Below are 12,588 nucleotides of genomic sequence, written 5' to 3'. Positions count from 1 at the left end.
TATTTCCAAAGCATCGCGATTTGCTGTTAATCAAGCCCTGAGGGGTGCCAGGATAAGGGCAAAAATATGCGAGCGACGATGGCGCTAACCTATCACACGCTGAAAAACGCAGCAATAGAAATCATTCCACCTCAAGCGGCGGTTTGCCAAATCTGGCGCGCAGTTTATTGATTGACGAAAGCACCGCCGGACGGCGCACGATGCGGGTTTCCATCGGGCGTTTGCCGGGAATATCAATCATTACCAAGCCAAGCAAAATGGTTAAAATGCCCTGCCCCGGCACTCCCGGCAAAGAGAGGATGATGCCGATGGCGACCAGCAACACGCCCGCAATATTTTTCAAAATCAACCCGCCCCAACGCACCAGCCAGGGCTTGCCGACCATGAATTCGCGATTGTGCGTCGGATGAAAATAGGTCGGCGGGATTTTCACCAATACAAAAGAGACCATCGCCAGGCTCAACGTAAAAGTGGCAAGAAACAAAGCGAACCCGATTAAAACTTTGCTCCACGTAAGTGAATTATAAAAATCCGTCAGGTAATTCAACATGAATTTATTCCGAAAAAGGTCTTCTCAATTTGAAGCTTTATTAAATTCAGTTCAAGCCGCGCCGCTACTGAGCCGATGCAAACGAGCAATGCGCTCTTAAAAAAATCCAAGCCGCGCGCAAAAATCGCCGCATTCAATCGAGCGCCTTGGGAATTAAAAACCACTTGAGTTTCCCCTGCCCATCTTCAACATCTTCCCATCTGTCAATGTCAAACGTCACACAACCAAGCGCCGCCGTCGGCATCACCCGCGATTCGCCAATCAACCGCGACAGCAAGGTTTCAAATCCGGGATTATGCCCGACCATCAGCACACACTGACGTTCATTTGGCAGATGGCGCACCAGTTTAATCAGTTCCGCCGAAGCGGCTTCATAAATATTTTGCTCAAATTGAATTTCCGCATCGATGCCCGCCGCTTGCGTAAAGCGTTCCAGGGTTTGTCGCGCCCGCATTGCCGGAGAACAATAAACGAAATCCGGTTTAATGCCCTTCTCTTTTAATGCCTTGCCCATTCGCGGCGCATCACGCTCCCCGCGTTTGGCGAGCGGTCGTTCAATATCGCGCAATCTCGGATCGTCCCAATCCGATTTCGCATGGCGCAGCAGTAATAAAGTTTTCATAAATCTCCCAAAGGATACAGGATTCAGGAGTCAGGAAAAGGAAAGTATGAAGTAGGAACGATGAACGATGAACAAAAAGAATTTCACCTTGTTCATCGTTCATCGTTCCGCCTTCATCGTTATCCTAACTCCTGAATCCTGTATCCTGTATCCTCTCTCAACAATCAGTAGCGCATCACTCACGGCGCGTTCGCCCGTGGCGTCCGAAGGTTTGTTGACCACTTTGCCTTCGACCACCATCGTCGTCGAACCGCCGCCATCCAAGTTTATCGCTTCGATTGCGCCAAATTCCAACAGGATTTCCGCCAGTTGTCTGAGCCCCATTCCGGCGCTGTAACCCGGTTGTCTGCCATCCACCGTCATCAGCAACAAGCGCCCGTCTTTTAATTTGGCAATCGCGGTGCGCGGATGCCTGTCGGTAACGAAATTGGCGCGAATGTTTTCCTGCTCATGAGTAATTTCAATGCGCCCGTCTTTGATGAGTTGCGGCACCCCACCAACCACAAATTCAGCGCGCCGCCATTTTTCACTTTGAGCTTTTTCAACCGCGACGAGTTCTGTGCGTATGCGAAGCCGCTCTCCGACGCGCAAATTCCGTAAAGCCCAATCGCGCGCCGCGCCGCTTGCCGAAAGCACATAGCCATCGGCAGGGATAATCGAACTGCCCTGCCGGTCTTTGATTTGCGCAATGCGATTTCGGCGAACGATGATTTCCACGCCCTCAGGGGTCGTCAGGGTAGTGCGATGAAATTCCGGCGTGAAGAGCATCAGTTCATTTGCGCCGCGTTGACGATTGATGCCGTTCAGTTGATGTTTGCCGCGTAAAGTTTCAACGCTGCCATCAAACTGCAAATGCCCGAAGATGATTTCGGTGGTGTGACGTTCATTCACGAAACCAACCGCAACCCGATTCAGCGCCGGTTCGCTTAGCAGTTTGCCATTGACTTTCAAAACCCCTGCGGCATCGCCTCTGTAGGTTCCGCTGGTCGTAAAAAATCCCGCGTTGATAGCGGCAACCGCTCCGTAACGCGCCGCCATCGACGAAGTGGTTTCAAGCCCTACGGCTTCATCCATCGCGTGCTGCAATCTGATGTCGGCTTTTCGTAAATCAACCCTGAGCAAATTAATCACCCAGGGACCGGTCGCGCCATCGGCAGATTTGACGCCGCGAGTGATTTGCCCATGCTCGATGCCCTGGCGCACGATGCGAAATTCCTGCGCGTGGACAAATGACGCGAGCCAAAAAATGAACAGGCACCGCGTCAAGGTGGTTAAGCGTCTTTTCATAAGCAATAAAAAATCTGCGGTGAATCTAGCACAATAAGGTTGATGAACCAAAGTTGTGCTGCCGGAATTTTTACTGCCCCCGGCAAAATTCTCAAAAATTAAAAGAAACCATTTGCCAAATCAAAGCCAACGGGTATAGATTAGGCGGCACAAATTTGAATTTTGAGAATTTTGGGCTAACCCCCATGTATTGAAAAAAGGGGGGGGATTAGCCCAAACCACTTAAAGCCTTGGTTATTTGATAATTACATAGGTTTTCAAGCGATTTCACTTTAATAAATTTTTAACGATTTTCGACAGATTTTCGGGGGTTAGCCCAAACGGGGGTTTAAACCTTTGAAAATAAAGGCTCCAAAAGGGGGGCTGTGAAAATCGAAGAGGCGATTGTTAGCCGATTGAAACCTAATTTTCTCCCTTACTATCAAGCTGTTTGCTTCGAGTGAAAATCGAAGAGGCGATTGTTAGCCGATTGAAACAAAAGGTTTGACTGAGAAGTACCCCCCTCTGTCATAACGTGAAAATCGAAGAGGCGATTGTTAGCCGATTGAAACAAGATTTCAGCATCCGTTAACTCTAAGGATCGCCGCAGGGTGAAAATCGAAGAGGCGATTGTTAGCCGATTGAAACAGGAATACTCCTTGAGCACTTTGACCAAGCGAGCATCGTGTGAAAATCGAAGAGGCGATTGTTAGCCGATTGAAACTTGGTCTTCGGATGCGACAAGCGAAGCGCATCCCAGTTTGTGAAAATCGAAGAGGCGATTGTTAGCCGATTGAAACATATAAAAGCTTGCATCTGGGCAATAACCGAAAGTTTGCCAGTGAAAATCGAAGAGGCGATTGTTAGCCGATTGAAACACTACTTGTAACTGACTGTATTGGAGTCTGTGAAGATGTGTGAAAATCGAAGAGGCGATTGTTAGCCGATTGAAACCAAATAAGCGATGATCAGGCCTCTGATTACCAGTATTGTGAAAATCGAAGAGGCGATTGTTAGCCGATTGAAACACCAAAATCGCGGCCCTTTTAAGATTTGTTACTTTTTGTGAAAATCGAAGAGGCGATTGTTAGCCGATTGAAACCAGCAAGAAACATATTATTCTCCTTTTAGTTTTCTTATGTGAAAATCGAAGAGGCGATTGTTAGCCGATTGAAACATAGACATGCATCAAACCTTGTCATCAGGTCATCAGAGTGAAAATCGAAGAGGCGATTGTTAGCCGATTGAAACCGGGTTGTTTGATGTATTCCAGCGTACATCCTTCGGGTGAAAATCGAAGAGGCGATTGTTAGCCGATTGAAACTGTCACTATATCTGAACGAACAGATGATGACATCGGGGTGAAAATCGAAGAGGCGATTGTTAGCCGATTGAAACGCGAATGGATTGCCATTAGTGAGCAATGGTGTTGATGTTGTGAAAATCGAAGAGGCGATTGTTAGCCGATTGAAACGCGAATGCGGCGCCATCTCACCACAATCCAGTCATAGGTGAAAATCGAAGAGGCGATTGTTAGCCGATTGAAACGCCATCTTTGAGCTCGCGAGCGTCACCGAGGAACTCCGTGAAAATCGAAGAGGCGATTGTTAGCCGATTGAAACCCTCTTCGATTTTCACTCAAGCATTCGCTGTGCCATCTGTGAAAATCGAAGAGGCGATTGTTAGCCGATTGAAACCTCGCAGATCTGCTCGTTTTCAACCGACGTTATTCCACGTGAAAATCGAAGAGGCGATTGTTAGCCGATTGAAACGTAACGGCAGTTGCAGTCTCCTTGATGGAAAACTTGTGAAAATCGAAGAGGCGATTGTTAGCCGATTGAAACAATATTAATTGTCCTTCATGAAGGACGGAAGCCCGTTCGTGAAAATCGAAGAGGCGATTGTTAGCCGATTGAAACCGGTGAGTGGTGGAGTGTAGGTAGGTTGAATCGATGGGTGAAAATCGAAGAGGCGATTGTTAGCCGATTGAAACGGGTTTGGTTTCCGGGCAGAACAAACTTCTGCCTGTCGTGAAAATCGAAGAGGCGATTGTTAGCCGATTGAAACCTGGTCCTATCTGCGAATGGGTAAGAAAATTTTTGTGAAAATCGAAGAGGCGATTGTTAGCCGATTGAAACTGGCAGTGTCACTGCCGGCTTCGGCAATCAGTCTCGTGTGAAAATCGAAGAGGCGATTGTTAGCCGATTGAAACTAAATATTACACCCTCTTTAGTGTAAAATTCCTGTCGTGAAAATCGAAGAGGCGATTGTTAGCCGATTGAAACTCGGATTCATTCAATGAAGGGCGGGAATAAAAACTCGTGAAAATCGAAGAGGCGATTGTTAGCCGATTGAAACCTCGCAGATCTGCTCGTTTTCAACCGACGTTATTCCACGTGAAAATCGAAGAGGCGATTGTTAGCCGATTGAAACTGTTGCGCAGTTCGACGTGTTGGCGGTCGCGTTCAAACCGTGAAAATCGAAGAGGCGATTGTTAGCCGATTGAAACCCGCCGTAATTCTGGCAGATGGCGGCAAAAACCAGTTGTGAAAATCGAAGAGGCGATTGTTAGCCGATTGAAACAGACAGTATTCTAGAACTTCTTTTGTCGGCAGTATTTCGTGAAAATCGAAGAGGCGATTGTTAGCCGATTGAAACCGTAACCTGGTTTGCGTTCACTTATATTCGCTTCGTTGTGAAAATCGAAGAGGCGATTGTTAGCCGATTGAAACCCAGATAAAACTCTAGTATTGTCAAATATAGAATGTCGGGTGAAAATCGAAGAGGCGATTGTTAGCCGATTGAAACATGATCCCGACGCCACCACCGGCAACAAAGCCGACAGGTGAAAATCGAAGAGGCGATTGTTAGCCGATTGAAACCCTCTTCGACGCCCGCGATAGCCAGAATGCGACTCAGGTGAAAATCGAAGAGGCGATTGTTAGCCGATTGAAACCCGAGGTGCATGGTGACGAGAAAGCTTATTTGCTGGTGAAAATCGAAGAGGCGATTGTTAGCCGATTGAAACACCGTAAGCCCTTTGCGTTGCAGGAACTCTAGCCCGTGTGAAAATCGAAGAGGCGATTGTTAGCCGATTGAGTTAACCGCTGGAAAGCAATTTCATTTGTGCGATTTTGCCAAATGTTGATTGCTGCCAGCGGTTTGTTTTTTGTGCTCGCAGCTTTTGGCGTGTTACGATTCGGCTTATGGATTTGCAAGGAAATCTGTTCTTTGATGGTCCCGCCGGGCGCATCGAAGCATTGCTCAAAGCGCCGCACACTGAGGTCACTCGCGCCGCCGTCATCGCGCATCCGCATCCGCTGTTTGGCGGCACTATGCACAACAAAGTCGTCTATCGCATCGCCAAAGCTTTTCAGGACGCCGGCTTTGCCGCTTTGCGCTTCAACTTTCGCGGCGCCGGTCGAAGCGCCGGAACCCACGACAACGGGCGCGGCGAACAGGATGATTTGCGCGCCGCCATTGGCTATATCGAACAAACTTACCCGGATGCCGAACTCTGGCTTGCAGGCTTTTCCTTCGGGGCGCTGGCGACCTGGCGCGTCGGTTGCGCCGATGCGCGGGCGCGGGCGCTGGCGCTTGCCGGACTTCCGGTTTCAAAGTACGGCATTGAATCTCTGCCCGCTGCCTGCCCGAAACCCAAACTCATTGTCCAAGGCGCACAGGATGAATTCGGCGCAACTGCCGATCTGGAAAATTTCTTCGCCACCCTCGAAGGCGAAAAACAGTTACGCATCATCGAATCGGCTGACCATTTTTTTGAAGGCAGACTCGATGAACTCTACAAAGCCGTGAGCGCGTTTATTCATTCGCTATCATCAGTCCCAAAATGATGAATCTTAAAATTGAATTATGCATTTCTTTCTGCTAACCGATTGACATTGAGCGAAACCGTCAAAATAATCGGTTAAACTGCTACTAAACCTGGCGAAAGGGTAGATTGTTTTTAAGGCTTGCTGGATTTGTTTCTTTTGTTTCCAGGTATTTGATTGCAAGGAGATTGTAAAACGAATGTGTAGATATTCATTAGTATGTTTACTTTGTCTGTGCATTGCCTTTCTCTCATGCCAAACCAAAATAACACCCAAATATGTAAGTAGTAATGATCTTGAAAAAATCATTAATGAAAAGGCTCCATTAGGGACATCGGTATCGGACGTAAGAAAATTCATAGATAGCTGGGAAGTAAATTCAATTAAGGCAACTTTGCTTCGTTATACAGAAGGCAATCCGAATCAGTTAATAACTCCCGATGACTCAAATTTAATTGTAAGCAGTTATATGGAAGTAAGCTTTCCTCAAATTTACCGGGAAGAACACTTCCTTTATGCAACCAGTTTTTCCCTTTATATATTATTTTATTTCGATAAAAGTGGTCATTTAATTGACCATAAAATCAATATGATCGGAGTTGAGATTTAAACTCGTTAATTTTCTAACTGAATCAGTAATCAATGATGACGGACGATTACCCTGCTTGCGCTTAGCTTTCATCATCCTTTAGAGTTTTGATTCGTCAATTTTTGCAACACACAAACACTATGTATTCATCAATCAAAAGAGCCAAACTGCTTGCTTTGATTTTTATGTTGGCGATGGCTGTCGCATTATCGCTCAACCTGAAAACCGGAATCGCGCAACAAAAGACCGAAATCGTCGGCGTCGGCACTACGCTTGACCAGAGACTTGGCGCAGATGATAAACCGTCACTGGTGATTCATTTCACCGGCGAGTTGCACGGCAACCTCGAACCCTGTGGCTGAAAAGAGCCGAGACAGGGCGGGCTGGCGCGGAGCGTCAGTTATATCAAAGCATTCCATCAGAAATTCACAGGAGTTCCGACGCTGCTTGTCGATACCGGCAACACTTTTGCCGGTGACCGCGTCACCCACGGCGGCGGGCGCGTTGATGCGCTTGCGAAAAACGACTGGGTTTTGAGCCTCTATTCAAAAAACGGCTACGACGCCATGAATCTGGCAGCCGCAGAATTAAATTCCATCTCCGCGTGGCTGAATAAAAATCAATTTGCGATGCAAAGCGAAAAATTCGGGGTGTTGAAAAATCTGCTTGCCGCAAACACCGTTTTTGCAAATCCCGCCATCACGCCGCCGCAACCTTACCTCATTCGCGAAATGAAACTGGCTGACGGTTCAACGGTGCGCGTGGCGCTCATCGGTTTAACCGAAGCGACGGACATTTCATCAACCATAAAAATCACCGACCCGATTGCGGCAGCTAAACGCCTCGTTCCCGAACTCAAAAACCGAGCCGAGATTATCGTTGCGCTGGCGCGTTTGCCGATTGCGGATGTTGTGCGACTCGCAAAAGAGGTTCCGGCAATCAACGTTATTTTGACCGGCACCGGCGATATGTATCTGCCGCCTGTGCGACTCGGCGAAACCCTGATTGCGATTACGCCTTATGAAACCCGACTCATCGGTGAACTGCGCTTTTATAAAACGACGACGGGCAAATTTACCGTCCGCGAACGCTATGCGGCGATGGATTTCATGGTCGGCGAAGATGCTGAGACTTTGAAAGGCGTTGCCGATGCCAAAGACGCGACGCTTGCGGCATACAAAGCGGCGCAACAAACCTTGAGCGAGTTCAATCTGCAAGCGCAAAGGCGGTTGCTGTTTTCCAAACCCGATAAGAGCGAATCGGGCACGGCGACTTTTGTCTCTTCGCAGACCTGCGCAAGCTGTCACGCCGAACCGTATCTGAAATGGACGAACAGCAAACACGCCCGCTCAATGGATGCGGTGGTCACCAAAAAAGATGAATTCCTGACCGGCTGTCTGCAATGCCATGCGTCAGGAGATCAGGGAGAGAATCAGTTGCCGCGTTTTGCCAGCGTCGAATGCGAAGCCTGTCACGGTCCCGGCAGTTTGCACGCCGCCAAACCCGCTAAAGGTTACGGGCGTGTCAATTTGAAAACCGCCTGCGCCGCCTGTCACACAACCGCAATCAATGCCGCGTTCAATGCCGCCACCGCCTGGCTCAAAATTAAACATTGATTGAACATTCCTTACAAAAATAAAAAAGGACACAGGCAAATCCAGTGTGTCCTTTTTTATTTTATGGCATCAAGGCGGTCTGTTCGCCTGCGTCAATCACCGCCTGAAGGCGGAACTCCAAACTTCTTTTTCTTGACCTCTATAGTTGAACGGTCAGTCGCTAATTGACATCAGGAGTAATCAACGACGCTTGCTCAATCGCAATTCATCGTTTGACAACCCGCTGCCCATCATATCAACCATCATTCTTCACATCTTGTCATCAACTGATTGGCGGGCAGTGATGGGTTCAAAACCTTTGCCGCGCTTTCATCACCGACCACAGGCAATTTTGCCGCATCCAGCAAACCGAGTTGCACCAGAACAGATGCCTGATCCCAATAAATATGTTCGTGCGCCAGTTTGCCGTCGCGAAAATGGACGATGGCAACCAGCGGCACACGAACGTGTTTATTCGTAGGCTGAACGCCCGGCAACATCCAATCCATTTTAATCGTGTGGGTAAATTCAAAAATCATTTCATCAACCACGCGGTCGGTGCCGACGGTACGCGATACAGGCGTCATACGGGTATCGGGCGGCATCTGCGGAATGAATCGCTTTGCATAAAATTCGCGCAGTTCATCACGGCCTACGCCGCCCGTGAGCACCGGAATATGATTGACATAGGCGTCTGAAACCATCGTCGCCAGGGTGTCTTCGGTGTTGCGCGTGGCGAATTCGTATTTGACATGTTCTTCCCACAAATCCGAAAGCGCCTGCGCCGAAAGCGTAGTGTGCGCGCCAATCAAATGACGAACAAAAAATTCGACGCTGCGCAAGTTGGCAAGTTCCGCCGCATCGGGGTTGTAATGTTTGCCGCCGATGCGGGCAAAAGCGTGATCCTGCGCTGCATAATCGTGAATCGTAATCAGCGGGTTATCATCAAGCGCCGCATGAATTTTTGCCTGCGCTTCAGCGGAACAGAACTGGTCTTTTTCGGCGATGTGCAACATCAACGGCTGTTTGATATTCACCGCTTCATCAAGCGCCCGTTCAATGCCGACGCCGTAATACCCAACCGAGGCGTCAGCGTCTGAGCGCGTCGCCATCAGATAAGCGAGTTTGCCGCCGAGACAAAAACCGACACTGCCGACTTTGCCTGTGCAAGCCGGATGCGCGCGTAAAAAATGCAAAGCGGCTTTGGCGTCTTCAATGGCTTTGGCTTCGTCCAAGCCTTGATAAAGTTCAAAGGCACGCGCCCATTCAGCTTCGGTTTTATCGGTGAGTTGAATGCCGGGTTCCTGTCGCCAGAATAAATCCGGGCAGATGACCGCAAAGCCGCGCCCTGCGTACCAGTCGGCAAGCGAGCGCATCACTTCGTTGACACCAAAAATTTCTTGTAGCAGCACGATGCCGGGAGCCGGTTGGCTTTTTGGCAGAGCTAAGTAAGCGGAAAATTCCTGTCCATCAAAAGATTGAATTGTTACCATGCGATTCCTTTCGGTTAATGAGAAAAATTTTTACCACAGCACACTGAGAAGGGGAGAAGGGGAGAAAGGGAGAAAGGGAGAAGGGGTGAAGAGGTGAAACGCGCAAACTTTTCCCTTTCTCCCCTTCTCCCCTTCTCCCTTTCTTCTTCATCTCAGTGTCTCTATGGTTTTTTAAATATTATTCACATGCATTTCACGCAGTTTGAATTTTTGAATCTTGCCCGACGCGGTCATCGGGAACGATTCAACGAAGCGAATCTCGCGCGGGATTTTGAATTTGGCAATGCGCCCGTTGCAAAACGCTTTGATCTCTTCGGGCGTTGCCGATTCGCCGGCTTTCAAACGAATGGCGGCGGCAACCTCTTCGCCCAATCGTTCATCGGGAATGCCATAGACATACACATCAGCGATTTTTTCATGAAGCCTGAGCAAATCTTCAATCTCTTTGGGCGCGATGTTTTCGCCGCCGCGAATGATGATGTCTTTGATGCGCCCGGTGATGCGCACATAACCCGCATCATCCATCGTCGCCTGGTCGCCGGTTCTCAGCCACCCTTCGGCAGTAATCGCTTCGGCAGTCGCTTTTGGGTTGTTGTAGTAGCCTTTCATGACGTTGTAGCCGCGCGCCCACAATTCTCCCGGTTCGTTCGGCGGGCATTCTTCGAGGGTCGCCGGATTGACGATTTTCACTTCGACTTCCGGTAACACTCGTCCGACGGTTTGGGTGCGCAGTTCAACGCTATCGAAACGCGGCGTCATAGTGATGCCCGGCGAAGCTTCCGTCAGTCCATAAGCGATCATCAGTTCCGTGAGGTTCATCTTTTCAATGGCTTTGCGCATGAGCGGTTCGGGGCAAAGCGAACCCGCCATCACCCCGGTTCGCAAACTCGACATATCAAAGTGGTGATAATCAAGTTGTTCAAGTTCGGCTAAAAACATGGTCGGCACGCCATAAATAGAAGTGCAGCGTTCTTTTTCGATGTACTCTAAAACCTTCAAGGCATCGAACCATTCAAGCGGCACAAGCGCAACCGCGTGCGTGTATGCGCCAAGCACCCCGATGACACAGCCGAAACAATGAAACAATGGAACCGGCAAGCAGAGCCGATCACGAGGCGTGTAGCCCAGGGCTTCGCCCATCCAGTAACCGTTATTCAAAATGTTTCTGTGAGTGAGCATCACGCCTTTGGGGAAGCCTGTCGTCCCGGAGGTGTATTGCATATTGATGACATCTTCGAGGTCTTGTTGGTCGATGAGTTCATCAAGTTCGGCGTCACTGACGTTTTTGGAACGCTCAAGCAAGGTGTCGTAGCGCATCATGCCTGCGGGGTGTTCTTCGCCAATGAAAATCACTCGACGCAGGAAGGGAAAGTTTGCAGATTGCAGATGATTTTCCTCTGCGCTCTGGAGTTCGGGAATAATTTCGTCGAGGGTTTCGATGTAATTGACGCTGCTGAATCCTGCGACGGTAATCAGCGTAGAGGTTTCCGATTGTTTGAGCAGGTATTCGATTTCAGCGGCGCGCAAACTGGTGTTGACGGTGACCAGGATTGCGCCGATTTTCGCAAGCGCAAATTGCAAAACCACCCATTCGGGAACATTCATTGCCCAGAGCGCGACGCGGTCACCGCGTTTGACACCGACATCAATTAACCCTTTAGCGATTTGTCGCGCCAGCCATTCGAGTTCGCTGAACGTCAGGCGCAATTCGCGATTGGGATAAACCAATGCCTCGTGTTGCGGATAATCTTTGGCGAGTCGCGCCAGCATCTCGCCCAGTGTGACATCGTGATAGGTAATCGCTTGTTGTGCAGTCATGGCTTTTCCTCAAATTAGTCATCCGCATTCTCGATACTTCGATTGGTGACGGCTTTAAAGGTCTCGGCTATCGCGGTTTTGCGAACTTCATCTCTCTCTTTTTGATATTCATCTATCAGATTGCCTGAATCAACGTACCAGTAAAACCGATTGAGACGTGTTAAAGCTACGGCTCTGGCTTCGTTATTGGCATCTTTTGAAATCGCAACCTGCAAAGCAGAAGAGGCTATCCGAGACAAAGAGAAATCTGCGGCGAGCGGCAGACACGCCGCCAGTAAAAAACCTAAAAAAACCGGCAGTTCTTGCGATTCTTTAAAGGTGATGTGTTTGGAATGCTCTAAGGCTTTTTTCAGATTTCGCCAGTAAACCGTCGCCGTCACAAACGGGACAAAGCCCAATACACCGATACCAAAAAGTAATCCGATAAACGAAAGCGGCAATATCGCAACTCCGATTGAAAATGAACATAAAAATCCGGCAAGAAATATCCCCGCTACGATTGCTGAATATTTTTTCAACATACCGGCAAGCCAAAACAAAAGCGTGATGATGGCAATCACACTGATTGCATAAACCAGAAATTTGAAACGCGGCATAAATCCGAAAAAGTTTACGCTGTAAAAACTGCGAAAAACTATCGGGTCAAAATAGAAACAAAGAACCGGCGCGAGGATGCCGAATAGAGCGTCAAAAATTATCTGCGGGCGGGTGGGATTGTTTTGAAATTGTCGCGCCCAGAAGCCTTTGCGTCGCGAGAAGTAGCCGTCTTGATTCGGGAAGAGTTTCTCTTCAAGTCTTGCATATTCCTTTGGCTGCATTTCCTTG

General features: G+C 48.7%; 10 protein-coding genes and 1 CRISPR repeat array. Of the genes, 4 read left to right on the top strand and 6 right to left on the bottom strand.

Annotated elements, in window-relative coordinates; genetic code table 11:
* Nucleotides 1-121: 121 nt before the first annotated feature.
* From AB1757_06225 to AB1757_06215, 3 genes are all read right to left on the bottom strand, one after another.
* The gene (locus AB1757_06225) at nt 122-550 is read right to left on the bottom strand and encodes a hypothetical protein (GenBank protein ID MEW6126619.1); all 429 of its coding nucleotides are present in this window, start codon (nt 548-550) and stop codon (nt 122-124) included.
* Between the two features lie 133 nt (nt 551-683).
* Nucleotides 684-1,172 carry a histidine phosphatase family protein gene (locus AB1757_06220; GenBank protein MEW6126618.1) on the bottom strand — a complete coding sequence of 163 codons (489 nt, stop codon included), beginning with the start codon at nt 1,170-1,172 and terminating at the stop codon, nt 684-686.
* A gap of 99 nt (nt 1,173-1,271) precedes the next feature.
* Nucleotides 1,272-2,459 (bottom strand): phosphodiester glycosidase family protein, encoded by a 1,188-nt coding sequence (locus tag AB1757_06215; GenBank protein MEW6126617.1) that lies wholly within the window; start codon nt 2,457-2,459, stop codon nt 1,272-1,274.
* 365 nt (nt 2,460-2,824) lie between these two features.
* Nucleotides 2,825-5,540: direct repeats of the CRISPR family, unit length 37 nt; unit sequence GTGAAAATCGAAGAGGCGATTGTTAGCCGATTGAAAC.
* Between the two features lie 104 nt (nt 5,541-5,644).
* On the opposite strand from AB1757_06215, the gene AB1757_06210 reads away from it, so the two are divergent.
* From AB1757_06210 to AB1757_06195, 4 genes are all read left to right on the top strand, one after another.
* Nucleotides 5,645-6,289: an alpha/beta fold hydrolase gene (locus AB1757_06210; protein ID MEW6126616.1), complete on the top strand. Its 645-nt coding sequence runs from the start codon at nt 5,645-5,647 to the stop codon at nt 6,287-6,289.
* Between the two features lie 178 nt (nt 6,290-6,467).
* Nucleotides 6,468-6,878, top strand: a complete 411-nt coding sequence (locus tag AB1757_06205; GenBank protein ID MEW6126615.1) for a hypothetical protein — start codon at nt 6,468-6,470, stop codon at nt 6,876-6,878.
* A 119-nt stretch (nt 6,879-6,997) separates the two neighbouring features.
* On the top strand, nt 6,998-7,219 hold the full coding sequence (locus tag AB1757_06200) for a hypothetical protein (GenBank protein ID MEW6126614.1): 222 nt from the start codon (nt 6,998-7,000) through the stop codon (nt 7,217-7,219).
* Nucleotides 7,220-7,390: 171 nt separating this feature from the next.
* Nucleotides 7,391-8,473 (top strand): multiheme c-type cytochrome, encoded by a 1,083-nt coding sequence (locus tag AB1757_06195; protein MEW6126613.1) that lies wholly within the window; start codon nt 7,391-7,393, stop codon nt 8,471-8,473.
* Nucleotides 8,474-8,715: 242 nt separating this feature from the next.
* On the opposite strand, the gene AB1757_06190 is transcribed toward AB1757_06195, so the two are convergent.
* From AB1757_06190 to AB1757_06180, 3 genes are all read right to left on the bottom strand, one after another.
* The gene (locus AB1757_06190; GenBank protein ID MEW6126612.1) at nt 8,716-9,945 is read right to left on the bottom strand and encodes a dienelactone hydrolase family protein; all 1,230 of its coding nucleotides are present in this window, start codon (nt 9,943-9,945) and stop codon (nt 8,716-8,718) included.
* 171 nt (nt 9,946-10,116) lie between these two features.
* Nucleotides 10,117-11,763, bottom strand: a complete 1,647-nt coding sequence (locus tag AB1757_06185; GenBank protein ID MEW6126611.1) for an AMP-binding protein — start codon at nt 11,761-11,763, stop codon at nt 10,117-10,119.
* A gap of 14 nt (nt 11,764-11,777) precedes the next feature.
* Nucleotides 11,778-12,581, bottom strand: a complete 804-nt coding sequence (locus AB1757_06180) for a hypothetical protein (GenBank protein ID MEW6126610.1) — start codon at nt 12,579-12,581, stop codon at nt 11,778-11,780.
* Nucleotides 12,582-12,588 lie beyond the last annotated feature (7 nt).

The sequence above is a fragment of the Acidobacteriota bacterium genome, from assembly GCA_040754075.1.
GTDB lineage: Bacteria > Acidobacteriota > Blastocatellia > UBA7656 > UBA7656 > JBFMDH01.
This window is presented reverse-complemented; position numbering and strand designations above follow the sequence as displayed.

Coding starts and splice junctions, on each gene's coding strand:
- AB1757_06210 (MEW6126616.1), top strand. CDS start 5,645: ATGGATTTGCAAGGAAATCTGTTCTTTGATGGTCCCGCCGGGCGCATC.
- AB1757_06225 (MEW6126619.1), bottom strand. CDS start 550: ATGTTGAATTACCTGACGGATTTTTATAATTCACTTACGTGGAGCAAA.
- AB1757_06190 (MEW6126612.1), bottom strand. CDS start 9,945: ATGGTAACAATTCAATCTTTTGATGGACAGGAATTTTCCGCTTACTTA.
- AB1757_06215 (MEW6126617.1), bottom strand. CDS start 2,459: ATGAAAAGACGCTTAACCACCTTGACGCGGTGCCTGTTCATTTTTTGG.
- AB1757_06200 (MEW6126614.1), top strand. CDS start 6,998: ATGTATTCATCAATCAAAAGAGCCAAACTGCTTGCTTTGATTTTTATG.
- AB1757_06205 (MEW6126615.1), top strand. CDS start 6,468: ATGTGTAGATATTCATTAGTATGTTTACTTTGTCTGTGCATTGCCTTT.
- AB1757_06180 (MEW6126610.1), bottom strand. CDS start 12,581: ATGCAGCCAAAGGAATATGCAAGACTTGAAGAGAAACTCTTCCCGAAT.
- AB1757_06220 (MEW6126618.1), bottom strand. CDS start 1,172: ATGAAAACTTTATTACTGCTGCGCCATGCGAAATCGGATTGGGACGAT.
- AB1757_06185 (MEW6126611.1), bottom strand. CDS start 11,763: ATGACTGCACAACAAGCGATTACCTATCACGATGTCACACTGGGCGAG.